This window comes from Mesorhizobium sp. P171375, assembly GCF_057786075.1.
The window spans coordinates 5,727,418-5,751,093 of record NZ_JBYNWF010000001.1 but is presented as its reverse complement, the minus strand read 5'-3'; the positions used below and the strand labels follow the sequence as shown (position 1 = coordinate 5,751,093).

The 23,676-nt window shown below is 62.5% G+C and carries 20 protein-coding genes; 15 read left to right on the top strand and 5 right to left on the bottom strand.

Going from position 1 to position 23,676, the window contains the following annotated elements:
* Window positions 1–85: 85 nt before the first annotated feature.
* Entirely contained in the window at window positions 86–1,498 is a 1,413-nt protein-coding gene (locus ACYHH6_RS28060) for a lipopolysaccharide biosynthesis protein (protein ID WP_352583602.1), read from the top strand.
* A complete protein-coding gene (locus ACYHH6_RS28055; protein WP_352583604.1) occupies window positions 1,495–2,589 on the top strand; it encodes a glycosyltransferase family 4 protein in 1,095 nt (364 codons plus the stop codon). The genes ACYHH6_RS28060 and ACYHH6_RS28055 overlap by 4 nt, the downstream gene beginning before the upstream one ends.
* An 87-nt stretch (window positions 2,590–2,676) precedes the next feature.
* Here ACYHH6_RS28055 and ACYHH6_RS28050 read toward each other — a convergent pair whose 3' ends face one another.
* Window positions 2,677–4,179, bottom strand: coding sequence for a glucosamine inositolphosphorylceramide transferase family protein (locus tag ACYHH6_RS28050; protein WP_352583606.1), 1,503 nt, complete (start codon window positions 4,177–4,179; stop codon window positions 2,677–2,679).
* Window positions 4,180–4,438: 259 nt separating this feature from the next.
* On the opposite strand from ACYHH6_RS28050, the gene ACYHH6_RS28045 reads away from it, so the two are divergent.
* Window positions 4,439–5,587 (top strand): GNAT family N-acetyltransferase, encoded by a 1,149-nt coding sequence (locus tag ACYHH6_RS28045; protein WP_352583608.1) that lies wholly within the window; start codon window positions 4,439–4,441, stop codon window positions 5,585–5,587.
* A gap of 94 nt (window positions 5,588–5,681) precedes the next feature.
* On the opposite strand, the gene ACYHH6_RS28040 is transcribed toward ACYHH6_RS28045, so the two are convergent.
* Together ACYHH6_RS28040 and ACYHH6_RS28035 are read right to left on the bottom strand one after the other, a co-directional pair.
* Entirely contained in the window at window positions 5,682–6,908 is a 1,227-nt protein-coding gene (locus ACYHH6_RS28040; protein ID WP_352583610.1) for an FAD-dependent oxidoreductase, read from the bottom strand.
* Window positions 6,905–7,810 carry a WecB/TagA/CpsF family glycosyltransferase gene (locus ACYHH6_RS28035; protein ID WP_352583612.1) on the bottom strand — a complete coding sequence of 302 codons (906 nt, stop codon included), beginning with the start codon at window positions 7,808–7,810 and terminating at the stop codon, window positions 6,905–6,907. Before ACYHH6_RS28035 ends, ACYHH6_RS28040 begins: the two co-directional genes overlap by 4 nt.
* Window positions 7,811–8,321: 511 nt before the next feature.
* On the opposite strand from ACYHH6_RS28035, the gene ACYHH6_RS28030 reads away from it, so the two are divergent.
* The 3 genes from ACYHH6_RS28030 to ACYHH6_RS28020 all read left to right on the top strand — a co-directional run bounded on the left by ACYHH6_RS28030 (window position 8,322) and on the right by ACYHH6_RS28020 (window position 10,421).
* The gene (locus ACYHH6_RS28030) at window positions 8,322–8,504 is read left to right on the top strand and encodes a hypothetical protein (RefSeq protein ID WP_352583614.1); all 183 of its coding nucleotides are present in this window, start codon (window positions 8,322–8,324) and stop codon (window positions 8,502–8,504) included.
* Window positions 8,505–8,568: 64 nt separating this feature from the next.
* Window positions 8,569–9,621: a Dyp-type peroxidase gene (locus ACYHH6_RS28025; protein WP_352583616.1), complete on the top strand. Its 1,053-nt coding sequence runs from the start codon at window positions 8,569–8,571 to the stop codon at window positions 9,619–9,621.
* Complete coding sequence (locus ACYHH6_RS28020) at window positions 9,618–10,421, top strand: family 1 encapsulin nanocompartment shell protein (protein WP_352583618.1); 804 nt, start codon at window positions 9,618–9,620, stop codon at window positions 10,419–10,421. Before ACYHH6_RS28025 ends, ACYHH6_RS28020 begins: the two co-directional genes overlap by 4 nt.
* Before the next feature lie 275 nt (window positions 10,422–10,696).
* Here the strand turns inward: ACYHH6_RS28020 and ACYHH6_RS28015 are convergent, their stop codons facing one another.
* Window positions 10,697–11,644 (bottom strand): GlxA family transcriptional regulator, encoded by a 948-nt coding sequence (locus ACYHH6_RS28015; RefSeq protein WP_352583620.1) that lies wholly within the window; start codon window positions 11,642–11,644, stop codon window positions 10,697–10,699.
* 86 nt (window positions 11,645–11,730) lie between these two features.
* Here ACYHH6_RS28015 and ACYHH6_RS28010 point away from each other — a divergent pair, with 86 nt between their 5' ends.
* From ACYHH6_RS28010 to ACYHH6_RS27980, 7 genes are all read left to right on the top strand, one after another.
* Window positions 11,731–12,438, top strand: a complete 708-nt coding sequence (locus ACYHH6_RS28010; RefSeq protein WP_352583622.1) for a DJ-1/PfpI family protein — start codon at window positions 11,731–11,733, stop codon at window positions 12,436–12,438.
* 123 nt (window positions 12,439–12,561) lie between these two features.
* The gene (locus tag ACYHH6_RS28005) at window positions 12,562–13,296 is read left to right on the top strand and encodes a FadR/GntR family transcriptional regulator (protein WP_352583624.1); all 735 of its coding nucleotides are present in this window, start codon (window positions 12,562–12,564) and stop codon (window positions 13,294–13,296) included.
* Complete coding sequence (locus ACYHH6_RS28000; RefSeq protein WP_352583626.1) at window positions 13,293–14,489, top strand: PLP-dependent transferase; 1,197 nt, start codon at window positions 13,293–13,295, stop codon at window positions 14,487–14,489. Before ACYHH6_RS28005 ends, ACYHH6_RS28000 begins: the two co-directional genes overlap by 4 nt.
* Before the next feature lie 26 nt (window positions 14,490–14,515).
* Entirely contained in the window at window positions 14,516–15,793 is a 1,278-nt protein-coding gene (locus tag ACYHH6_RS27995) for an ABC transporter substrate-binding protein (RefSeq protein ID WP_203277355.1), read from the top strand.
* Window positions 15,794–16,008: 215 nt separating this feature from the next.
* On the top strand, window positions 16,009–16,932 hold the full coding sequence (locus tag ACYHH6_RS27990; RefSeq protein ID WP_352584316.1) for a carbohydrate ABC transporter permease: 924 nt from the start codon (window positions 16,009–16,011) through the stop codon (window positions 16,930–16,932).
* Window positions 16,932–17,780: a carbohydrate ABC transporter permease gene (locus tag ACYHH6_RS27985; protein ID WP_112562064.1), complete on the top strand. Its 849-nt coding sequence runs from the start codon at window positions 16,932–16,934 to the stop codon at window positions 17,778–17,780. The genes ACYHH6_RS27990 and ACYHH6_RS27985 overlap by 1 nt, the downstream gene beginning before the upstream one ends.
* A 3-nt stretch (window positions 17,781–17,783) precedes the next feature.
* Window positions 17,784–18,851, top strand: coding sequence for an ABC transporter ATP-binding protein (locus ACYHH6_RS27980; protein WP_352583628.1), 1,068 nt, complete (start codon window positions 17,784–17,786; stop codon window positions 18,849–18,851).
* Between the two features lie 19 nt (window positions 18,852–18,870).
* On the opposite strand, the gene ACYHH6_RS27975 is transcribed toward ACYHH6_RS27980, so the two are convergent.
* Window positions 18,871–19,713 carry an AraC family transcriptional regulator gene (locus ACYHH6_RS27975; RefSeq protein WP_112562145.1) on the bottom strand — a complete coding sequence of 281 codons (843 nt, stop codon included), beginning with the start codon at window positions 19,711–19,713 and terminating at the stop codon, window positions 18,871–18,873.
* Between the two features lie 248 nt (window positions 19,714–19,961).
* On the opposite strand from ACYHH6_RS27975, the gene melA reads away from it, so the two are divergent.
* Entirely contained in the window at window positions 19,962–21,428 is a 1,467-nt protein-coding gene (melA, locus tag ACYHH6_RS27970; protein WP_352583630.1) for an alpha-glucosidase/alpha-galactosidase, read from the top strand.
* 97 nt (window positions 21,429–21,525) lie between these two features.
* The gene (locus tag ACYHH6_RS27965; protein ID WP_352583632.1) at window positions 21,526–23,628 is read left to right on the top strand and encodes an ABC transporter substrate-binding protein; all 2,103 of its coding nucleotides are present in this window, start codon (window positions 21,526–21,528) and stop codon (window positions 23,626–23,628) included.
* The last annotated feature ends 48 nt before the right edge of the window (window positions 23,629–23,676 follow it).

Here is a 23,676-nt window from a genome sequence, read left to right as displayed (position 1 = left end):
TTTTTGTTCTATTCAGGGACAGGTTTCAGGGTCGGTTCGGCTGCCGCGGGGGCAAGGCCATTGCCGGTCGTCACAGGAGCCGATCTTGGATGACAACATAAGCGACAACAAAGCCGCAATGGCTGGGAGCGGCAATCCGGCAGCCGACATGCGCATGTCCATCCCCGCGCTCGCCAGGAGCGGGGCGGTCGCGGGTGTGATCAAGCTCGCCAGTGCCGGCCTGTCGTTCCTGATGTTCGTGGCCGTGGCGATGGTGATGGACGAGCGGCAGTTCGGCCTCTACAGCGCCACCTATGCCGGCGCCAGCCTGGTTTCTTTCTTTGCATCGGTTGGCCAGCAGAGCACCGTGCTCAGGTTCTGGCCGCAATATGCCGGCCTCGGCGACCTCAATTCGGCGCATGGCATGATGGCGCGCGCCATACTGGTGGCGCTGCTCGGGCTTGTCGTCTCCAGCCTGCTTATCCTGGTAGCGGGGTTTTTGCCGTTCGTCGGCGGCGGCACGCCCGAATGGCTATCACTGTGCCTGGCTGCCGCGGTGCTGTCATTCTCGCTCGGCTGGTCGGAATTCACCTCCGGCGCCTTCCGCGCCAAGCATGCACTCATTTACGGTCTGTTGCCGCGCGATATCATATGGCGGGCGGCGACCATTGCCGCCATGCTCGGGTGCCGCTTCCTGCATATCGAGATGGGTGCGGTCGCAGCGACCTTTCTGACCGCCGGGCTGCTCATCCTTTCGGTCGTGCCACAGACGGTGCTTCTGCTGCGCGAAACCGCGCACGCCGAGCGCGGCCCGCTCAGCCTAGCGCAAAAGCAGGAATTCAAGACGGTGACACTTGGCCTGTGGGGCGTCACCTCGCTGCCGCCGGCGCTCGGCCAGGTCAGCACCTTGCTGGTGGCCATGATCCTGGGGCCGGTGCCGGCCGGCGCCATCTTCGTGGCCGACCGGACAACCCGTTTCGTGGCGCTGGCGCTCAACGGCATCAACCAGGCGCTGGCGCCGCAGATTTCGAGCGCCTTCTATAGCGGCGACAGGGCGCATGTGCAGCGCATCACCAGTCTTGCGGCACTCGGCAGCTTCGCCATTGCGCTCTGCGTGCTGGCGGCGTTCTGGCTTTTCGGCGGCTTCATCCTGTCCATTTTCAATCCGGCCTATGACACGCCGACCATGCGTACGACGCTCGTCATCTTCGGCATCGGCGCGACCTTCGCCACCGCTTGCGGCCCGATCGAGATACTGCTGCAACTGACCGGCCTTCAGCATGCACTGTTCAAGGTGCTGATCATCGTCAACGTGCTGGGGCTCGCCGCGACGGCCGCGACGACCTACTATTTCGGGCCGGTCGGCGCGGCGGTCACCATCGCCGGAACGGTGATTGCCTGGACTGCCCTCGCAGTGTCGATCGCGCGGCGCCGAATAGGCATAAACCCGTCCATCTTCGGTCTCGCGATGGGCAAGGCGGCAGCCGTTTCCCGTCCTGTGCTTAGAGACCGCACGTGAAGATCGTGCAGGTCCAGACGCAGGCGGAGGCGGCCGGTGCGCAACGCGTTTCCGACATGGTGGGTGAAGGATTGCGGGCGCGTGGCCATGATGTCCGCACCGTCTTCATGTACCGGAAGACCGACGCATTCGACCACGACGCCAGCGCCGATTTCATCCTTGCCGAGCCGCCAAAAGGCTTGCCTGGACAGATCCGGGCGACCATCGGACTGGCGAGCTATCTGCGCAAGGCGCGGCCGGATGCCGTCATCACCTATCAGCATTATGGCAACATCTTCGGCACGATCGGCGCGCGACTGGCCGGGGTCAGGCACATCGTCGCCAACCAGAGCGGCGCACCGCACACCAAGGGCACCATGGGCCTGCTCTCCCAGATCGACAAGCTTATGGGCGTGACCGGCCTTTACCATGCAAACATCGTCAACTCGGCCTGGACCGAAGCCCAATTCGATCACTATCCGCACGCCTACCGGCGGCGCCTCCATCGCATCGATCACGGTGTATCGGCGCCGCGTGAGCAATTCGACAAGGCTGCGGCGCGCGCCCGCTTCGGCTTGCCAGGCAATGCGTGGCTTGCCGTCTCGTCCGGACGCCTGACGCGGACGAAGAACCAGATCGCGCTGGTCGGGGCACTTGCACGGTTGTCCGACATCCATGTAGCGCTTGCCGGCGTCGGACCTGAACTCGAGACGCTTGTCACCTTTGCCAGGGAGCGGGGCGTGGCGGACCGGTTGCATCTGGTCGGCGAAGTTCCGCCGGCGCAGATTTTCGAATTCCTTGCGGCAGGCGATGTCTACGCGTTCCCGTCGACGAGCGAGACCTTCGGTCTTGCCTGCGTCGAAGCGGCGATTTCCGGGCTGCCGGTGGTGGCAAGCAATCTTGCCGTGATGCACGAGGTGCTGACCGCGCAAGACGGCCAACCGGCTGCGATCTTCGTCGAGGCCGACGCCGCCGGCATGGCCACGGGGCTTGCCGAGATGATCGCCAGGCCGGAGCTCATGACCAGGCTTTCGGCGGCCGGTCGGCGGCTCAAGGACAAGTACTCGCCGGCCCAGATGTGTGCCGGCTACGAGGCGCTACTGCTTTCCTAGAGCGGTTCACGGAAACGGTGAATCGCTCTATGTCTATATTTTGCGCAATTCCCAAGGGAAAGCGCTCACACTTTTCCGGGAATTGCTTTAGCGCCTCCGCACCGCCGCGATCCCGTCGATTACTTCCAGCCTGCCGGCGCGGTTGAGCGTGTGGATTTTCGGGTATGGCCAGTCGCCATCGGCAACGATCGGCCGGGGTGCTGAAAGCCGCACCGTCTGCCGGTCGAGCTGCAACAGTTCGGACAGGCCGAGGCCACCGCCATAGCCGAGCGTTCCGTCCTGTACGGGAAGAACGATACGGCCGTCGCGGCTGTGTACGAAAGCGCCACCCGGACGCGCCATGCGATGGTCGATCAGGATCGGGTTGCCGGCATGTGGCGTCCAGGGGCCGGTGAGGGCAGGAGCCGAAAACACCACCAGTGTGTCGGAGGTGCTGCCGTAGCCGTCGCGGTCGGTGGCGAACAGCCAGAGCTGCCCGTCATGTTCGAGCAGCGTTGCGTCGGAAACCTCGCCCTCGACCAAAACGGTCTCGGCAGTCCAGCGATCCGGGAAAGCTGACGCGCGATAGAGGGTGAGCTTGCTGCTGGCGCTGGCTTCGGGAAGCATCCAGACTGCCCCGTCACGCTCGAACACCTGGGGATAGGAGAGGTGGTGCGGTTCCTCCAGAACCACCCGCGGCGCCTCCGGAACCCCGTTGGCATCGAACGCAACGACCGAGATGACGGCCTTGCCGGTGGCATGGGGATAGTCCTCGACGAACAGGAACGACCGGCCCTGCCATTCGAACGGGAACGGATCGGCGTAGAAATGGTCGCCGGGGTCGGGCAGCACCGACCAGCCGCTGCCCAGCCTGCCAGTTTCCACGACGCCGGGGGTATCGGCAAAGCGGTAGCCGACCCGCCAATGCGCGTGGCGATAGCTGACGCGCCGGATGATTTCACGGCCAAGCCGCGGCAGCGCCGAGCCGAGATAGGCGGGCAGGAATTGCATTGCCGGACCGCTGCGGGCTTCGGACGATGGTTCGTTCTGCAAGGGTCGGCCGTCGGCAAAAGCCTTGGCGAGCGAGACGATCAGGGTAATGGCGCGTGCGAGCACATCTTCCGTTCCGAGCGCCACCGATTCCCGCTTGTCCACCATCGGCCGTGCCTGGCCGACCAGTTTTCCATCAAGGACGGCCTCGATAACAGGCAACTTTCCGGCCGCGACCACTGTTGCCACTGCAAGATCGGACCGAGATCCGTCGAAAAGGAGGCCAATGGTTGGTACATCGGATCGCGGCGCATTGCCGGCAAGGTCCAGCCTGAGTGCTGCGGGCCGGCCGGCCGGCTGGACCGGAATCTCGTTCAACGCCGCGGCCAGATTGGGACGGCGGCGCCGAAACAGGCGCTGTTCGAACGCGAACGCGGCTTTGGCCGAACCTGGCCAGCCTGCCGTTCCCGGCTGCTGCAGCACGGCGACATCGTGGCCGTCCGATTGCAGTTGCTCGACGACAATCTTCTGCCACAGGCGCGGTGCAGTTTGGGGAACAATGACGTCGATCGCCAGCATGTCGTACCAGTTCGCGATTGTATCGGGACCCGGCCTGTACATTTGAAGAGAAATGACCGGTACAAACAAATGACTGACTGAAAAAACTTACCTTGCGGTTACTTGCAAGTCTGGCTATTCGCTTTACGGGAAGAACTTGACCAATCCTGCCGGGCAGCCGCGCAATGCTGGATTGACGGTAGATATGCAATCAGCGCTTGAGGCCCCGCATATACCAAGTTTCTAACATTCCATGCGGTTGACCTTGACGTGGAACGCAAGACAGCGTCGATAGACCATACCCAGCCGGTTCGGACCATACATGTTTGAAGTCACAGTCGAGGATTCGTTCGATTTTCGTTCGAAGGAATATGCCGAGCTTTTCGCCAGCTCGGCCGCGACCGCTTTTCAGCACCCCATTTGGCTCGCCCTGCTGTACGAGAAGATCGTCGGAAATGGTGCGGCCACGCCGCTGATCATCGTCGTGCGTGAAGGCGGAAGACTGGCGATGGTCCTGCCGCTGGTCAGGCGTCGCTACACGCTCTTGAAAGTCGTGGAATTCGCCGACATGCGTGTTTCCGACTACATATCGCCGGTCGCCGACGAGGAGACGTTTTCGCGTATCGTGGCAGACGGCCGCACTGTGGCCGCCATCCGAAAACATCTGAAGCCCTATGACCTGCTGCGCATCGGCAAGCTGGCCGACCGCTCGCTGGCAATCGAGCGCCTGTTTGGCATCGACAAGCGTGAAAGCATGGGCATGAGCGCCTATTCCAGCAAGCTCGAGACGACATTCGCGGCGTGGCGCGAACATCAGCTCGACAGTTCATATCGCAAGGAACTCGACAAGAAGTCGCGGCAGCTCGGCCGGATGGGCCAGGCGCGTTTTGAATGTTCGGATAGTATCGACGCCATCCGGACGACATTCGATGCGCTCAAATTTTACCGCGGCAAGCGTTTCGACGGCAGCGACGGCCCGGCCGACCTGTTGCAGTCGCCGTCCTATTTCGAGTTCTATATGGCCGTGGCGGCCGAGGGATGTGGCGGCTTTGCCCGCACCTACACGTTCTGGATGGACGATCGGGCGATCGCCGGCGCGCTTGGCCTCGCACATCGCGGCTCGCTGCTGGTCATTCTCGGCGGCTTTGACGAGGCGGGTTACCGGAAGCAGTCGATCGGCAGCCTGATGTTCGAACAGATCGCCCGCGACTGCATCGAGCGCGGCGACCATTCGCTCGACTTCACGATTGGGGACGAACCCTACAAGACAACCTTTGGTGGCCGGCCATCGCCGATGTGGCAGATTTTCAGGGCCGGCAGCCCGCTCGGCTATGCTGCGCACATGACCGTCGAGAAACTGCCGGCGGCCAAGGTGCTGGCGCGGCGGCTGGTCGGGTCGCATGGCAAGAAGCCCAAGTCCGGCGGTACCGTGCTGCCGCAGGCGCCCAGCGACGAGGCGGCCGGTTCCTAGAACAATTACAGGAAAAGGGTGAAGCGGTTTTTCGCGGGAAAAGCGCGCCAGCGCTTTCGCCGCGGAATTGCGTAAAAACAAAGATAGAGCTGTTTCAGGTCGTGGCTTCGATACCCGGCTTTCTGAAACCGCGCAGCCTGGCCGCGAAAGCGGGGCTGAAATTGCTGATCTTCTGCATCACGCGACGACGGCTGAAGTGAAGCTGCCGGCGCGCGCGCCAGCGCAGGTCCGTGTCGATGGTCAGGCTGCGGCGAAAATCAGCCATATGCAGGCCGTGTTCGTCCATCGCCTGCTTTACCGGATCGTCGTAGAATGTTGCGATCTTGGCCGCCGTCATGCCGGGCGAAGCCATCCACTGCGGTACATGCACCGTGCACAACCGTTCGACATCGGTGAGCAGCCGGCTGACGCCGGTTCCGGCGGCCGGACAAGAGGTCTGATAGGCATCGCCGATCAAAACGATACCGTTGCGCACACAGTTCTGCGCCACGGTGATGTCGGTGAGCCAGCTGTCGACACGGTTGATAACTTCGAAATCGCCGAATGTCTTAACCAGCCCCGGCAGTGTTTCGATGAGCGTTTCCCGTGGACGTTCGCGCAGCGCCTTTACCCAGGGATCACGGTGATCGCGGAAGACGAACAGATTGGCGCGCGTGACGTCGGCGGCGGGAAACAAGGTCAGGTAGTCGATGCCGTCGGACACCCGCTCGCCGTAGTAGGTGACGGCCGCGTGCCTGAAGGCGCTTATTCCCACCGGGCGCAAATTGAAGCCGAAGGTCAGCGACTGCTTCTGGTGAACGAAGTGGCGCTCGATGCCGACGTCACGCTTCAGAATGTCGCCCATGCCGGTGGCCAGTACGAGCAGCCGCGCCGTCACGTCGTGATGATCGAGGATCGACACGCGCTGGCGTTCCGCTCCTGTCTCCAGCCCGTTGACGCGGCCGGAGATGAAGCGAACATTTTCGGGCAGTTCGGCACGCATGGCGGCTACGAGGTCATCGTAGAAAATGCCGTAGTGGCGCGCATGCGTGCGGTCGAGGACACGCCCCCTGCGAATGTTGACGATGTCGTCGAAGGCCACGGCCGCCGTCGAAAGCCTGTCCAGAAGGCCAAGCCGGCGCAGTTTTTCAATCTGGTCGCCGGCGACTTTCTCGACACGGAATTCCCTGGGAAAGACCGAATGGCGATCGATCAGGATGACGCTGTAACCGGCCCGTGCGAGCACATTCGCCGCAATGGTGCCGGAAAGTCCGGCGCCGACGATGGCGATCTCGGCATCGGTCCCTGCGGGCAGTGGACTGTGGCGGTGCTCGGCAGTCATTTGGAATACCTCAATAGGGCGTAGACGGCGAGGGGACTGGTCGTGAAGTAGCGCCAGAAAAGCCGGCGCGGCTCCATCATCACACGCCAGAGCCATTCGAAGCCAGCCTTCTGCACCCATAGCGGGGCGCGCCGGACCTTGCCGGCGATATGGTCGAAAAGCCCGCCCGACGTCTTGATCAGGCCGACATTGTGGAGCCGCGATGCATAATCGCGGATAAAGATCTGCTCGCGCGGCACGCCGAGGCCCAGCCACAATATGTCGGGCGCAAGCGCGTTGATCTCGTCGAGTTTCCTTTCAAGCGCCTGGCCGGCGAGAAAGCCGTGACAATTGCCGGAGATGCGCAGGCGAGGGTATTTGGCTCTGATGCGGGCGACAGCCTTGTTGTTCTCCGCCTCCGTCGAACCCAGCAGGTAGAATGTCGTGCCTTCCTGTTCGGCGAGCTTGGCCACATCATGGAACAGGTCAGTGGTGGCGACCCGCTCGGGCAGCTGCACGCTGCACAGCAGGCGTGAGGCGAAAACCAGCGGCTGGCCATCGGCGAAGATCTGGTCGGCCTGGCGAAACAGCCCGGCGACCTCCGTGTTCTGCCCCACCTGGGCGATGACATCGCCATTGGCGGAGGTGAAATAATAGGGGCGGGTGTTGGGCAGATGCCCGCGCGCCGACGCGATCATCAGCCGGGCGGCGTCTTGCCGATCGATAACGGTGATCGGCAGGCCGCCGAGCAAAACCGTCGGCAAGGCGGGAAACTGCGCGCCGGTTGTCACGCCTTCGGGTGCGGTCTCGCCAAGTGAGCGGGGATGGGAAGCCTCACCTGCTGCTGACGCCTCGGGGCGCCGCGCATCCGCTTCGCGGATCGCGCTCTTACCCCCTTGAGATTTTTTTGAAACGTCACGCATCGTGGAAGTTACCCATTTCGAAGTATTCTAAGTAAAACGAGGGGGAAGTTAAGCGATACGTTAATAGTTAGTTAACGGGTAAATTTTTCATAAAATTGACAGATAAATCAATGTGTTGCATCGCCGCAGCGAAGCGTTGTCCAAATCGCGAAGAACGGACCATTTCAGGTCGAGTTTGTTTTTTGGTAATGGAGCAAAAAGTCCAATTGGATCAACACGCTCTTCGCATTTTGTCGACCCATAGAATTCGATTGCAGTGTGGCGGGGAGTTTGGCATCGCGAACGCCTACGCAGCCGCCGGACGACATGGAAATGTCGACGCGGCCTGCGTCAAGGAAAGGTCGATGAGAACCGGATTTCCGTCATGTTCCATCGATAGCGATTGCTTTAGATTGGATGTCAAAAGCATCAACCGATCCGATGTTTGCAAGCAACCGCTTCTAGTAAAACTATGTCGTTCTGGTTGCATTTACTTGCAGACATCGTTCTCGTGCCATACGTCGAGAATTCGATGCCGCTGCTTTTCATAACCCGCTTCGCTCTGTCGGACCTGCCCGCGATACCGGTAATCGAAGGGCAGGCGCATCGTGAGGCAGTCGGATCAAAAATCCTTCCGACCTATCCCTTGGAGGGATGCCCATTGCGGCGGGAATACCGTATCGTCGAGGGCAGGCGCAAGCGCCAAATCCTGTGAACCAACCTGAGTAAGATGCTGCTTGATTCAGGCACCGCGTCAGAGGATACCGAACGGATCAAGCATGGAGTCCAGTTTGCCAGCCGTTGTTTCGCAACCGGTCGTCGCGCTGCTGACGCGGGCCGCGATTTTTCTTGTCGTTACGCTCAAACCCGGCCCCGAACACGACGCGACCGCACGCGGCCTGTGTGCCGGTCTATCCGCACTCAAGCGAGCGGTCGGCTTTCGCGACCTCGAGGGCGGGTTGTCCTGTGTCATGGCAATTGGCTCCGACGCGTGGGACCGGTCGTTCGCAACCCCAAAGCCTAGGGATCTGCATCCGTTCCGCGAGATCCGCGGCCAGCATCACGCTGTTTCGACGCCGGGCGACATGCTGTTTCATATCCGTGCGGCGCGAATGGACCTCTGCTTCGAACTGGCGACGCAGATCATGGCGCGGCTTGGTAGCGCTGTCGCCACGACGGACGAGGTGCAGGGCTTCAACTATTTCGACAACCGCGATCTGATCGGTTTCGTCGATGGCACCGAGAACCCGGTAGATCAGGGCGCAATCGACGCCACCATCATCGGCGAGGAGGATCCTGACTTTGCCGGCGGCAGCTACGTCATCGTGCAGAAATACCTGCACGACCTGACGCGCTGGAACGAGGTGCCGGTGGCGGAGCAGGAGAAGATCATCGGCCGGACCAAGCTTTCCGACATCGAACTCGACGACGCGGTCAAACCGACATCGGCGCACAATGCGCTGACGTCGATCACCGAGGACGGCGAAGAGCTGGAGATCCTGCGCGACAACATGCCGTTCGGCGATGCCGGCAAGGGCGAGTTCGGCACTTACTTCATCGGTTATGCCCGCTCGCCGCGGCGCATCGAACAGATGCTGGAGAACATGTTCATCGGCCGCCCGCCCGGCAATTACGACCGGCTGCTCGACTTCAGCCGCGCGGTGACGGGCACACTGTTTTTCGTGCCGTCTGCGACTTTTCTTGACGGTGTCGCGGCGGATGCGACTGCTGCTCCGCTGTCGACCCAGCCTGAGGCGACGGATCAAACCCAGTCGCGCCCGCGCGATGGTTCACTCGGTATCGGATCTCTCAAGGATGTGAGGCAGACATGAACACGCTTTACCGGGAACTCGCTCCCATTTCCGACGGCGCTTGGGCGCAGATCGATGACGAGGCATCGCGCACGCTCAAGCGACATCTGGCGGCGCGGCGCGTCGTCGATGTCGTCGGCCCGAAGGGTTTTGACCTGTCTTCCGTCGGCACCGGCCATACCAAGCCGATCGCGGCGCCAGGCGAGGGGGTTCAATCGACACAGCGCGAGGTCAAGGCGCTGGTCGAGTTGCGGGTTCCGTTCGAATTGACGCGCCAGGCGATCGACGATGTCGACCGGGGTGCCACGGATTCAGATTGGTCCGCGGTGAAGGAAGCGGCGCGCAAGATCGCTTTTGCCGAGGATCGCTTGGTGTTCGACGGCTACGCCTCCGCCGGTATCCAGGGCATTCGTGAAGGCACCAGCAATCCGGTCGTGGCGTTGCCGGCCAATGTGATGGGCTATCCGGAAGCGGTTGCCCAGGCGGTCAGCCAGTTGCGGCTCGCCGGGGTCAACGGCCCCTATGCGCTGGTGCTGGGTGCGGCGGCCTACACGGCCGTCAGCGGCGGCAGCGACGAGGGTTACCCGGTTTTCCATCATATCGAGCGCATGGTCGATGGCGGCATCATCTGGGCGCCGGCCATCGAAGATGGGTTCGTGCTCTCCACGCGCGGCGGGGATTTCGAGCTCGATATCGGCCAGGACCTGTCGATCGGCTACCTCTCGCATTCCAGCACGAGCGTCGAGCTTTATCTGCAGGAGACGTTCACCTTCCGGCTGCTGACCTCAGAGGCCTGCGTTACGCTTGCACCGCAGTCGTAGCGGCCTGACCGCAAGATCGGCCGGGCTACCGTTCGGCGAAGGAGCCGTCCTTGTGGCGCCAGACCGGGCTGCGCCAGAAAACCTGATCTGTTACGGCAAGCGGCTGTTTGGCGCCCGCGCGGGTCTACCGATACACGACCGGGCGCCGGCGATGCGGCCGAGCGAAGTCGGCCTCGCAATGGTGGAGCGCTTCGCTTCCCGCCTGGGCAGATTGCCGGGATAGGGCTCTATCCCCACGGCGTCGGCCACCGCGTTGATGGCGCGAGCAGTCGCGATCAGAAACGCTCGCGATAGGCGCGCGGGTTGGTGCCCAGCACGCGCAGAAAGCCGCGCCGCATCGTTTCTTCCGAGCCGAAACCGCAGCGGCGTGCCGTCTGGTTGACGGGCTGGCCGCGCTCCAGCATCCGTCGCGCCGCCTCGATGCGGATCTCCTCGATCGCCCGGGCGGGTGTCCGGCCGGTGGCCTCGCGATAGCGCCGCGAGAAGCTGCGCGGGCTCATATTGGCGTGGTCGGCCAACTGCGCCAGCGACAGGTCGCCAGCCAGATTTTCGAGGATCCAGCCATGCAGCTGGTCGAAGCGCCCATCGCCTTGCTGCAGCTTGAGGGTCTGGCTGAATTGCGCCTGGCCGCCGGGACGTTTCAGGAAGACCACCAACTCGCGCGCCACCGCAAGCGCCGTATGCCGGCCAAGGTCCGCCTCGACGAGGGACAGTGCGAGATCGATCCCCGCTGTTACGCCGGCGGACGTCCAGACATTGCCGTCACGGATGAAGATCGGATCGGGTTCGAGGCGGACTGCCGGAAAGCGCCGGGCGAACTCGGCGCAACGTCCCCAGTGGGTCACGGCGCGACGGCCGTCGAGCAGGCCCGCCTGCGCCAGCAGCATGGCGCCGCTGCAGACCGAGGCGGTTCGCGTGGCATCGGACGAGCGGCCGGCGATCCACTGGACCAGCACGGGATCGTCGCAGGCCGCGTTGACGCCCCATCCGCCGGGCACGATCAACGTATCGATCTCGCCTCCGTGCGCCGGCAGCATTGCTGCCTCCAGCACAAGGCCGGCCGATGTGCGGATGCGCGGCGAAGCGGCGACGACCGAGACCTCGTAGGGCGCAGGCTCGCCGGCCTGCCGCTTGTAGTCGTTGGCGCTGGCAAAGACCTGAAGCGGTCCGCTGACGTCGAGGAGCTGTATGTCGGGATAGGCAAGCACTTCGATACGGCGCATCGGGTTTGGCCTGAAACGAGGGATGAATGGCAATCGCGCCAAAACATGATGCCCTAGATTGCCTGAAGTCAACCACGGAGATTTCCATGACCCTTCGTTTCGGCATCCTCGTATTCCCCAACGTCCAGCAGCTCGACCTCACCGGTCCCTACGAAGTCCTGGCAACAGCCAAGGGCGCGGAAGTGGAGTTGATCTGGAAGGATCGCAATCCGGTGATGTCCTCGACACGGCTGTCCCTCACGCCAACGGCGACCTTCGATGATTGCCCGCCTCTCGACGTGCTGTGCATTCCAGGCGGAGGCGGGGTCAACGCGCTGCTGGAGGACCAGACAGTCCTCGATTTCGTGTGGGAGCGCGCGGCGCACGTGCGCTACATTACCTCGGTGTGCAGCGGGGCCCTGGTGCTCGGCGCGGCCGGGCTGCTCAGGGGCAAGCGGGCGACCACGCACTGGTATGCGCATGATTTCCTTGAAGAGTTCGGGGCGATCCCCGTCGATGAGCGTATCGTCGAGGACGGCAAGCTCATTACCGCCGGCGGCGTCACGTCCGGGATCGATTTCGGGCTGGCGCTGGTTGCGAGGCTGCTTGGGCAGGAGGAGGCCGAGATCGTGCAGCTCTCACTCGAATATGCCCCGGCTCCTCCCTTTCGGTCGGGTACGCCCGCCGAGGCTTCGCCTGCCGTGCTGGCGCAGGCAAAGGAGCGGCTCTCCGGTTCAAGACGGGTTCGCGAGGAAATGTTCGCGCGCTGGCGCGAGGCTCGCGCGGCCGCTGCGCCGGCGCGCATCCACGGCTGAAGCGGCAGGGCCGAAGGCGCATATCTCCGGCCCTTCGGCCCAGCTGCGTTTCCGCTGTTGACACCTCTCTTCGTCTGTGCAGAAATTGGTTGGACCATTGAACCACTTTGAGTTTGCACAGGCGTGACCGAATTCAGCCTTCCGCCGATCCAGACGACGGCCCGCGACGATGCGGTGCTGAAGGCGTTGGCCGGGTTCGTCATGCGCGAAAAGCTGCAGCCCGGCGAGAGACTGCCGACCGAACGCATCCTAGCCGAGCGCCTGAAGGTCAGCCGCAACACCGTGCGCGAGGCCCTCACACGTTGGGAAGGGCTTGGCCTGGTCGAGCGCCGGCAGGGCTCGGGCACCTATCTCAAGGCCGCCGTCTCGCTCGACATGCTGCACATGCCGCTGACGCTCTCCGGCGGCAATGACCTCACCGGCCTGATGCGCACGCTGGAAATCCGCCGCGCACTGGAAGCGGAAGCCGCCGCGCTTTGCGCCGTCCGTGCCGACGAGGACGATCTCGCCGAGATCGAGCGCAAGCTCGACATCATGGAGGAGGAGTTTCTCAACCGGGCCGGCATGTCGTCGGAAGAGGACTGGGAATTCCATCAGGCGATCTACCGCGCCTGCGGCAATCCGTTGTTCGAGCAGATCATCGCTGCCATGCACGAGCTGTTCCACCGCTTCTGGGAACATCCGCTCGGCGTGCGTGATTTCGGCCATGCCAGCTTTCCCTATCACCGCACCATGTTCAATTGCATCGCCGCGCACGACCCGGAAGGCGCCCGGGCCGAGGCGCTGAAGCTGATCGCTACCGTCGAGGACGACCTGAAGCGCGGTGCCGCCAACCTCAAACTTTCGGACCGCAAATGAACGACCACAGCTTCGACCCAGGCATTTCCGGCAGCGACTATCTCGCCGAGGCGGCAACGCTCCTGGCGCATGACGATCCGTTCCCCGGCAATGCAGTGGTGCCGCCGATCTACCAGACCTCGCTGTTCACCTTCGGCAGCTATGCCGAGATGGCCGACACCTTTGCCGGCCGCCGCAAGCAGCCGATCTATTCGCGCGGCGACAATCCGACGGTGATGGAGTTCGAGGCGCGCGTTGCAGCGCTTGAAGGTGCGGAAGCCGCGCGCGGCTTTTCCAGCGGCATGGCCGCGATCAGCTCCACGGTGCTTGCCTTTGTCGGCGCCGGCGAGCGCATCGTCGCGGTGCGCAACTGCTATGGCGACGCCTACAGGCTGTTCGAGCGGCTGTTCCCACGTCTGAACATCAAGGTCGATTATGTCGACGGCTCGGATCCGGACGCGATTGCGGCGGCACTGCCCGGCGCGAAACTGCTTTATCTGGAAAGCCCGACCTCGATGATGTTCGAGCTGCAGGACATCGCGCATCTGGCGCGACTGGCGAAAGAGCAGGGCATCGTCACCACCATCGACAATTCCTGGGCGACGCCGGTGTTCCAGAAACCGATCCTGCACGGCGTCGATCTGGTGCTGCATTCGGCCTCCAAATATCTCGGCGGCCACAGCGACACCGTCGCTGGCGTGGTGGCGGGCTCGGCCGCCCACATCAAGCACATCAACGACCAGACCTACTCCCAGCTCGGCGCCAAGCTGTCGCCTTTCGAGGGCTGGCTGCTGCTGCGCGGCCTGCGCACGCTGCCGTTGAGGCTGCCGCATCACATGAAGAGCGGGCTGACCATCGCCGAGCGCCTCAAGGCGCATGACAAGGTCGAGCGGGTCAATCATCCCGCCTATTCCAACCATCCCGGCAAGAAGACGCTTGCCGGCTATGCCGGGCTGTTCTCCTTCGAGGTGACGGAGGATATCGACATTCCCGCTTTCGTCGATGCGCTGAAATTCTTCCGCATCGGCGTCAGCTGGGGCGGTCACGAAAGCCTGGTCGTGCCGGCAAAGGCCTCGCTCGAGCAGACGCCGGGTCTGAATTCGATGGCGCGCTTCGGCGTCAGCCCCCGAACCATCCGCTTCAATGTCGGATTGGAAAGCGTCGAAGACCTCTGGGCCGACGTCGCCCAGGCCTTCGACAAAGCAAAAAAATAACTGGGTTCAAAATGGGAGTTCTGAACATGAAAAGACTGAGCATCATGCTTGCCACCGCTGCCGGCCTGGCGATTTCCGCCAGCGGCGCGCTGGCCGACACCACCCTCAAACTGGTCGAGGTCATCACCAGCCCGCAGCGCACCGAATTCCTGAAGAAGCAGATCGCCGAGTTCGAGGCCGCCAATGCGGGCGTCAAGGTCGAGGTGGTGTCGCTGCCCTGGGGCCAGGCGTTCGAGAAATTCCTGACCATGGTCCAGGCCGGCGATACGCCCGACATCGTCGAGATGCCGGAGCGCTGGATGGGTCTCTACGCCACCAACGGCCAGCTCGAGGATCTCGGCCCCTACATGGCCAAGTGGGACGATGCCAAGACGCTCGGCGAGCGCGCCAAGCAGTTCGGCTCGACCGTCAACAACACCCAGTTCATGATCCCCTACGGCTACTATGTGAACGCGCTGTTCTGGAACAAGAAGCTGTTCAAGGAAGCCGGTCTCGACGGCCCGCCGGCGACGCTCGACGACTTCATTGCCGATTCAAAGAAGATCTCCGCCATTCCCGGCAAATATGGCTACTGCTTGCGTGGCGGCCCGGGCGCCTTCAACGGCATGCACATGTTCATGAACATCGCTCAGGGCAAGGGGGGCTACTTCAACGAGGACGGCACCTCGACCATCAATGAGGAAGGCTCGGTCAAGGGCCTGCAGATGCTGGCCGACATGTACAAGGACGGGCTGGCGCCGAAGGATGCGGTGAGCTGGGGCTTCAACGAAACGGTCACCGGCTTCTATTCCGGCACCTGCGCCATGCTCAACCAGGATCCGGATGCGCTGATCGGCATTGCCGACAAGATGAGCGCCGACGATTTTGCCGTGGCGCCGCTGCCAGTCGGGCCGAGCGGAAAATCCTATCCGACGCTGGGCTATGCCGGCTGGGCGATGTTTGCCAATTCGCAGCACAAGGACGATGCCTGGAAGCTGATGGCGACGCTGTTGTCGCCCAAGGACAATCTGGAATGGGCCAAGGAAGTCGGCGTCGTGCCGATCCACAACGGCGCCGACCAGGACGCCCATTTCAAGACCGAGCAGTTCAAGGGCTGGTTCACCGAGCTCAGCGACACCTCCAAATATGAAATGGTGACGCCGCCGACGCATCTGGAGAACCTCGGCAACTTCGTCGACCAGGTGGCGATCAAGAATTTCCAGGAAGTGCTGCTCGGCCAGAAGTCGGCCAAGGACGTTGCCGACCAGTGGGCCGCGTTCCTGACCAAGGAACAGCAGGACTGGATGGCCAAGAACAAAAAGTAGGCGCCGCCTTCTTCTTCCTCTCCCCGTTTACGGGGAGAAGGTGGGATGAGGGGCAGCGCGAGCACCCCAATGTTGGCGCTGCCCCTCATCTGCCTGCCCGTCCTCCGCCGCAGCTGCGCTGCAGCTACGGAGGGTGGACCGGCATCTTTCCCCGTGAGCGGGGAGGACGCTTGTCGCCAATTCCGGCGCTCCTCCAGGAGACGATTCAGCACCCGATGACCTATGCCGTGTCCACAGTACGACCCGCAGGCCGGCCGCGAAAGAAGCGGCTGACGCATGCCGCCATCGAACCCTGGCTTTATCTCTCGCCGGCGATCGTTCTGCTCGTCGTGGTGCTGTTGGTGCCGTTGATCATCGGCATCAGCTATTCCTTCCGCAAATTCTCAGCCTTCAAATCCGAATATGTCGGCCTTGGCCAATATGAGGCGATGCTCTCCGACCAGGTGCTGGGGCAGGCGCTGGTCAACACGCTGTGGTGGACCGTCGCCAGCCTGTTCTTCCAGTTCTTCCTCGGGCTTGGCCTCGCGCTGCTGCTCGACAAGCCGTTCATCGGCCGCAAGTTCGTTCAGGCGGTCGTCTTCCTGCCCTGGGCGGTGCCGTCCTTCCTGTCGGGCCTGACCTGGGCCTGGCTGTTCAACCCGATCATCGGACCGCTGCCGCACTGGCTCTTCGCGCTTGGGCTGAAGGCCGAGCCGACCAATGTGCTGTCCGATCCGGCCACCGCCATGTGGGGGCCGATCATCGCCAACATCTGGTTCGGCATCCCGTTCTTCGCCATCACGCTGCTGGCGGCGCTGAAGTCCATCCCGTCGGAACTGCATGAGGCGGCGGCCATCGATGGCGCTTCGCCCTGGCAGCGCTTCACCAAGGTGACGCTGCCTTTCCTGGCGCCGACCATCGTCATCACCGTCATGCTGCGCACGATCTGGATCGCCACCTTCGCCGATCTGATCTTCGTCATGACCGAAGGCGGGCCGGCGGGCTCGACCAGTACGGTGCCGGTCTACATCTATGTCAGCGCCTTCAAGTCGCTGGACAAGGGTTATGCCTCGGCGGTCGCGGTGCTGCTGCTGGTCCTGCTCATCGCCTATGCGATCGCGCTGATCGCCATCCGCCGCTTGCTGGTGAGGCACGTCTGATGATCGCCGGACGCTCCACCTCCTCGCGCATCTTCAGCGGCATCGGCCTCTACGCGGCGATTGCCGCCTACATGATCTTTGCGCTGTTTCCGATCTTCTGGACGCTGAAGATTTCCGTGACGCCGGAGCGGCTGCTCTATTCCGAAGGCATCACTTTGTGGCCCTCGGAAACGACATTCCGCAACTTCATCACCGTGCTCGAAGCCTCTGATTTCCCCCGCTATTTCCTCAACAGCGTCATCGTCTCGGTGTCGACGGCGGCATTCGTCACCGTCATCGCCACGCTCGCCGGCTACGCCATGTCGCGCTTCACCTTCCGCGGCAAGGCGACGCTGGCGATCATGCTTTTGCTGACGCAAACCTTCCCGCTGGTGATGGTCATTCCGCCGATCTACCGCGTCATGGGTGAGCTTGGCCTGACCAACAGCCTGGTCGGGCTGATCATCATCTACACCGCCTTCAACACTGCCTTCGCCACCTTCCTGATGCAGTCCTTCTTCGACGGCATTCCGAAGGATCTGGAAGAAGCCGCGATGATCGACGGCTGCACCCGTGCGCAGGCGATGCGCAAGGTGATCGTGCCGCTGACGTTGCCCGGCATGGGCGCGACGCTCGGCTTCGTCTTCACCGCCGCCTGGAGCGAATTGCTGTTCGCGCTGATGCTGATCTCCAGTGACGACCAGAAGACGTTTGCCGTCGGCCTGCTCACCTATATCGGCAAGTTCGCCGTAGACTGGGGGCAGATGATGGCGGCGTCGATCCTGGCGCTGATCCCGGTCTGCATCTTCTTCGCCTTCCTGCAACGCTATCTCGTCACCGGCCTGACCGCCGGCGCGGTCAAAGGATAATCGATGGCTTCCGTCACGCTGCAAAACGTCGAGAAGGACTACGGTTCGCTGCGCATCCTGCACGGCGTCGATCTTGAAATCGCCGATGGCGAGTTCGTCGTGCTGGTTGGCCCGTCCGGCTGCGGCAAGTCGACTCTGTTGCGCATGATCGCCGGGCTGGAGGAAGTGTCTGGCGGCGAGATCCGCATCGGCGAGCGGCTGGTCAACGACGTCGCGCCGAAGGACCGCGATATCGCCATGGTGTTCCAGTCCTACGCGCTCTACCCGCATATGGATGTGTCCTCGAATATGGGCTTCAGCCTGCTGCTCAAGAAGGCGGAGAAGACGACGATCGACGGCAGGGTAGGGGCCGCCGCCAAGCGGCTCGGCCTCGACAGTTTCCTCGGCCGGCTGCCGCGGCAATTGTCCGGAGGCCAACGCCAGCGCGTGGCCATGGGCCGCGCCATCGTGCGCGATCCCAAAGTGTTCCTGTTCGACGAACCGCTGTCGAACCTCGATGCCAAACTGCGCGTGCATATGCGCGCCGAAATCAAGGCGCTGCACCAGCAGCTCAAGACCACTTCGGTCTATGTCACGCACGACCAGATCGAAGCCATGACCATGGCCGACCGCATCGTCGTCATGCATGACGGCTATGTCCAACAGGTCGGCCATCCGCTCGAACTTTACGACCGGCCGGTCAACACCTTCGTCGCCGGTTTCATCGGCTCGCCCGGCATGAACTTTTTGCCGGCGACGGTCGCCAAGGGTGGCAAGGTCGATGCGGTGCTGGCCGACGGCCAGAAGCTGAGATTGCCCGATGGTCTGCCGCTCAAGGATGGCGACAAGCTCACCGTCGGGCTGCGGCCGGAACACATCCAGCTCGCCGAGGATGGTCCGCTCAAGGCCGAGGTCGAAGTGGTTGAGCCGCTCGGCCTGTCGACGCAGTTCTATGTCAGGTTCGCGGGCCAGCTGGTCTGCGTCTTCGTCATGGGGCGCAGCACTATCCGACCGGGCGACACGGTGCGGCTGTCCGCCGATCCGGCAGCGCTGCACCTGTTCGATCCGGAAAGCGGCAACCGCATCGGGTGAGAGTGCCTGAAGTCCCTCCTTACCGATGGTTGCCCAGGCTGGCATACATGCCGGTGGTGCGGAACTGCGTCGGGTTGATGCCGTAGAGCCGGCGGAAGACTTTCGAAAAATAGTTGGCGTCCTCGAAGCCGCACAATATGGCGACTTCCTTGACCGGCAGGAAGTCGGCCCTGGTCAGAAGTTTCGCTGCCCGCTGCAGCCGCTGCTGCAGCACGAATTCGGCCGGCGGAATGCCTTCGCTTTCGGCAAAGCAGCGTGAGAAATGCGCGCGGCTGAGGCCACTGATTTGAACGAGATCGGCCACCGGCAGGGGCTTGTCGAGATTGGCGTTGATATGATCGATGACCGGCTGCATGGCGCTCTGTTTCTCGGTGAAAGCGTGCGAGCCGAAGACATCGTCGTAAAGCGCCATCGCCGCCTCATAGGCGATCGCCGAAGCAGCGCCCGGCGAAGCGCCACCCTTGATCAGGCGCAGGCTGCAATCGGCGAGATGATCGATCGTCTCCGGCTGCAGCCGGAACACCGGGCCGGAGACGCTGAGAATGGACTTGTGGATACGCAGCGCCTCCTCGCCATTCATCGAGATCCAGAAATATTCCCAGCGATCGCCCTTCTCCAGCCAGTAGCGATGGTTGTGCGGCACCAGCACCAGCAGCGTGTCGTTGGCCTGCAGCCGGTAGTTGCGGTTCTCATAGCGAAGCTGGCCGGTGCCGCTGATCGTGTGCTGCAGCACGGTAAATGGTGTCTGGCCGCGCTTTCGCCCATCCCAGTCGTAGGTGACACCCTCGCGCACCTCATAGCCGGTGCTGGTCGGCATGGCATGCAGGCGCTGACGACCGCGCGGCAGCGAGATGGTGCGCATCAACTGTCCGTTGGCGATCAGGTCACGCAGCACAAAATTACCCTCGAAAGCATAAACGTTCTCTGGCCGCGCCGTGGAATAAAGGCATAATCCAAATCCTGAGAACGCGAAAGACCCGCGGTCGAGGAGCGGGCGGGGAGGAGAAAGAGCCGGAATTCCGGCTCGAATGGCATGCGCGCCATGGGCGCGCCGCCATATACTCTCTTGTTGCTCCTTGCCTGGCATTCGATTGGATCGAGGTGAAGGTGATGAGTTTCAAAATCGCTATTATCGGCGCCGGCAGCGTCGGCTTCACCAAAAAACTGTTCACCGACATTTTGTGCGTTCCGGAATTCGCCGACATCGAATTCGCGCTGACCGATCTCAGCGAGCACAATCTGCAAATGATCAAGGCGATCCTCGACCGCATCGTCGAGGCCAACAGACTGCCGACAAAAGTCACAGCCACCACCGACCGTCGCAAGGCGCTGGAAGGCGCGCGCTATGTCATCAGCTGTGTGCGCGTCGGCGGGCTCGAAGCCTATGCCGACGACATCCGCATTCCTCTGAAATACGGCATCGACCAGTGCGTCGGCGACACGATCTGCGCCGGCGGCATCCTCTACGGCCAACGCAACATTCCGGTCATTCTCGACTTCTGCAAGGACATCCGCGAACTCGCCGAGCCGGGCGTGAAATTCCTCAACTATGCCAACCCGATGGCGATGAACACCTGGGCGGCGATCGAATATGGCAAGGTCGACACGGTCGGCCTCTGCCATGGCGTCCAGCACGGCGCCGAACAGATCGCCGAAGTGCTCGGCGCCAAATCGCACAGTGAACTCGACTATGTCTGCTCCGGCATCAACCACCAGACCTGGTTCATTGACCTTCGCCTCAACGGCCGCAGAATAGGCAAGGATGAGCTGATCGCCGCCTTCGAGGCGCATCCGGTGTACTCGCAGCAGGAAAAACTGCGTATCGACGTGCTGAAGCGCTTCGGCGTCTATTCGACCGAAAGCAACGGCCACCTCTCCGAATATCTGCCGTGGTATCGCAAGCGGCCGGACGAAATCACCCGCTGGATCGACATGTCCGACTGGATCCACGGCGAGACCGGCGGCTACCTCCGTTATTCCACCGAAACGCGCAACTGGTTTGAGACCGAATATCCGCAATTCCTCGAAGCGGCGTCGAAGCCGCTCGACGCGTCGAAGCGCTCCAACGAGCACGCCAGCCACATTCTCGAAGCGCTGGAGACGAATCGCGTCTATCGCGGCCACTTCAACGTCAAGAACACCGGCATCATCACCAACCTGCCGCAGGACGCCATCATCGAGTCGCCCGGCTTCGTCGATCGCTTCGGCATCAACATGGCTTCCGGCATCACGCTGCCGGAAGCGTGCGCGGCCACCTGCATTTCGTCGATCAACGTCCAGCGCATGTCGGTGCATGCGGCGATATCTGGCGATATCGACCTGTTGAAACTCGCAGTGCTGCACGATCCGCTGGTCGGTGCGGTGTCGACGCCGGAAGAGGTGTGGCAGATGGTCGACGAGATGGTCGTCGCCCAGGCGCGCTGGCTGCCGCAATATGGCGAGGCCGTGCCGTCGGCGAAGGAGCGGCTTTCGAAATCGAAGGTGAAGACCCGTGATTGGGCGGGTGCGGCGCGGCGCAATGTGCGCTCGATCGAGGAACTGCGCGCGGAGAAGACGGCACTGAAACAGGCCGGCTGAGAATGCTTGCAGGCGGACCGCGGGAGGCCGGTTCGCCAATCAGTCGTCGTGAAGTGATGCAGGCAGCAGCAGACGTCGAAACATCTGGGAGGAGACTATGAGGAACTTTCGCAGAATTCGCATTCTCACTGGGCGAAGAATTGGCATTCTCGCCGGCCTGGCGCTGAGCGCATCGGCGCTCGGCGCATACGCATCCGAGCCGACCACGCCGCCGGCGCCGGCGCAGTTTCCCGCCGAGGGCAAGATCAAATACGTCGCCCGCGATTCCATCCTGGAATTCAAGGCGCTGACTGAATATCACGAGCCCGACTGGGTCACCGAGAAATACGTCAAGACCGGCAAGCTGCCGCCGGTCAAGGACCGCCTGCCGAAGGAGCCGCTGGTGTTCAAGACCAGCAACATGCCGGACGGCATCGGCGTCTACGGCGACACCATGCGCCACGTCATTGGCGGCCGGCCGGAGGGCTGGAACTATGGCGCCGGCCAGACGCAAGGATGGGGCGGCATCGACATCGGCCTTTCCGAATGCCTGACGCGCACCGCGCCGCTATTCCAGGTCGAGGCCAAGGACACCGAGCCGCTGCCGAACCTGGCCAAAAGCTGGGACTGGTCGAAGGACGGCCACACGCTGACGATGCACCTGGTCGAAGGCGCCAAATGGTCTGACGGCGTTGCGTTCAATGCCGACGATGTCATGTTCTACTGGGACGACGAAGTGGTCGATCCCAATGTCTCGCCGCTAAACGGCGCCACAGCGGAAACCTTCGGTGTCGGCACGACGCTGAAGAAGATCGACGACTACACCGTCGAATGGACGTTCAAGGACGCCTTTCCCAAGCAGTATCTCTATGCCGTGGCCTATGGCACTTTCTGCCCCGGCCCCGCGCATATATTGAAACCGCTGCATCCGAAATATTCGAAGAACACCTACGATCAGTTCAAGAATGCGTTCCCGCCGGAATATATGAATATGCCGGTAATGGGCGCCTGGGTGCCGGTGGAGTATCGAGCCGATGACATCATCGTCCTTCGCCGCAATCCCTACTACTGGAAGGTCGACGAGAAGGGCAACCAGCTGCCCTATCTCAACGAGCTGCACTACAAGCTGTCGACCTGGGCCGATCGCGATGTCCAGGCTGTTGCCGGGGCCGCCGATTTCTCCAATCTTGAGCAGCCGGAAAACTTCGTCGCTTCGCTGAAGCGCGCGGCGGACAAGGACGCACCGGCCCGGCTCGCCTTCGGCCCGCGCCTGATCGGCTACAATCTGCGCATGAATTTTTCCGCCAATGGCTGGGGCAATCCGGACGAACGCGGTCAGGCGATCCGCGAGCTCAACCGCAATGAGGACTTCCGCAAGGGCATTACCATGGCGCTCGACCGCAAGGCGCTCGGCGACTCGCTGGTCAAGGGTCCGTTCACCGCCATCTACCCCGGCGGCTTTTCCTCCGGCACGAGCTTCTATGACCGCAACTCCACCGTCTACTACCCCTTCGATCTCGAAGGCGCCAAGGCGGAGCTCGCCAAGGCCGGCCTCAAGGATACGGACGGCGACGGTATCGTGAACTTCCCAGCCGGCACCGCTGGCGGCAAGGATGTCGAGATCGTGATGCTGGTCAACAACGACTACACCACCGACAAGAGCCTTGCGGAAGGCGTCGTCGCGCAGATGGAGAAGCTGGGCTTGAGGATCGTGCTAAACGGCCTCAATGGCACCCAGCGCGATGCCACGCAATATTCCGGCCGCTTCGACTGGCTGATCCGGCGCAACGAGCAGGAGCTGACCTCCGTCGTGCAGAATACTGTGCAACTCGCTCCCGTCGGCCCCAAAACCAGTTGGGATCACCGCGCGCCGGAAAGCGGCCAGGTCGACCTGATGCCGTTCGAAAAGGATCTCGTCGACATCGTCAACAAGTTCGTCTCCTCGTCAGACAATGACGAGCGCGCCAGCCTGATGAAGGAGTTCCAGAAGATCTCTACCGAGCATGTCTACAATGTCGGCCTAACGGAATATCCCGGCGCCTTGATCATCAACAAGCGCTTCTCCAACATCCCGCAGGGAACGCCGATCTTCATGTTCAACTGGGCCGAGGATTCGATCGTGCGCGAACGCGTGTTCGTCGCCGCCGACAAGCAGCAGAAATACGAACTCTTTCCCGAGCAGCTTCCCGGCAAGCCCGGCGACAAGGGTCCGACAAACTGAGTTACCTCCCCTGGCTGACGCCCGGCCGCGCTGCGCGCGCGGCCGGGA

Excerpts from the sequence above, each read along its gene's own strand:
- ACYHH6_RS28050 (WP_352583606.1), bottom strand. The coding sequence starts at position 4,179 with ATGTACAGGCCGGGTCCCGATACAATCGCGAACTGGTACGACATGCTG.
- ACYHH6_RS28045 (WP_352583608.1), top strand. The coding sequence starts at position 4,439 with ATGTTTGAAGTCACAGTCGAGGATTCGTTCGATTTTCGTTCGAAGGAA.
- ACYHH6_RS28040 (WP_352583610.1), bottom strand. The coding sequence starts at position 6,908 with ATGACTGCCGAGCACCGCCACAGTCCACTGCCCGCAGGGACCGATGCC.
- ACYHH6_RS28035 (WP_352583612.1), bottom strand. The coding sequence starts at position 7,810 with ATGCGTGACGTTTCAAAAAAATCTCAAGGGGGTAAGAGCGCGATCCGC.
- ACYHH6_RS28030 (WP_352583614.1), top strand. The coding sequence starts at position 8,322 with ATGCCGCTGCTTTTCATAACCCGCTTCGCTCTGTCGGACCTGCCCGCG.
- ACYHH6_RS28025 (WP_352583616.1), top strand. The coding sequence starts at position 8,569 with ATGGAGTCCAGTTTGCCAGCCGTTGTTTCGCAACCGGTCGTCGCGCTG.
- ACYHH6_RS28020 (WP_352583618.1), top strand. The coding sequence starts at position 9,618 with ATGAACACGCTTTACCGGGAACTCGCTCCCATTTCCGACGGCGCTTGG.
- ACYHH6_RS28015 (WP_352583620.1), bottom strand. The coding sequence starts at position 11,644 with ATGCGCCGTATCGAAGTGCTTGCCTATCCCGACATACAGCTCCTCGAC.
- ACYHH6_RS28010 (WP_352583622.1), top strand. The coding sequence starts at position 11,731 with ATGACCCTTCGTTTCGGCATCCTCGTATTCCCCAACGTCCAGCAGCTC.
- ACYHH6_RS28000 (WP_352583626.1), top strand. The coding sequence starts at position 13,293 with ATGAACGACCACAGCTTCGACCCAGGCATTTCCGGCAGCGACTATCTC.
- ACYHH6_RS27995 (WP_203277355.1), top strand. The coding sequence starts at position 14,516 with ATGAAAAGACTGAGCATCATGCTTGCCACCGCTGCCGGCCTGGCGATT.
- ACYHH6_RS27990 (WP_352584316.1), top strand. The coding sequence starts at position 16,009 with ATGACCTATGCCGTGTCCACAGTACGACCCGCAGGCCGGCCGCGAAAG.
- ACYHH6_RS27985 (WP_112562064.1), top strand. The coding sequence starts at position 16,932 with ATGATCGCCGGACGCTCCACCTCCTCGCGCATCTTCAGCGGCATCGGC.
- ACYHH6_RS27980 (WP_352583628.1), top strand. The coding sequence starts at position 17,784 with ATGGCTTCCGTCACGCTGCAAAACGTCGAGAAGGACTACGGTTCGCTG.
- ACYHH6_RS27975 (WP_112562145.1), bottom strand. The coding sequence starts at position 19,713 with ATGCGCACCATCTCGCTGCCGCGCGGTCGTCAGCGCCTGCATGCCATG.
- melA (WP_352583630.1), top strand. The coding sequence starts at position 19,962 with ATGAGTTTCAAAATCGCTATTATCGGCGCCGGCAGCGTCGGCTTCACC.
- ACYHH6_RS27965 (WP_352583632.1), top strand. The coding sequence starts at position 21,526 with ATGAGGAACTTTCGCAGAATTCGCATTCTCACTGGGCGAAGAATTGGC.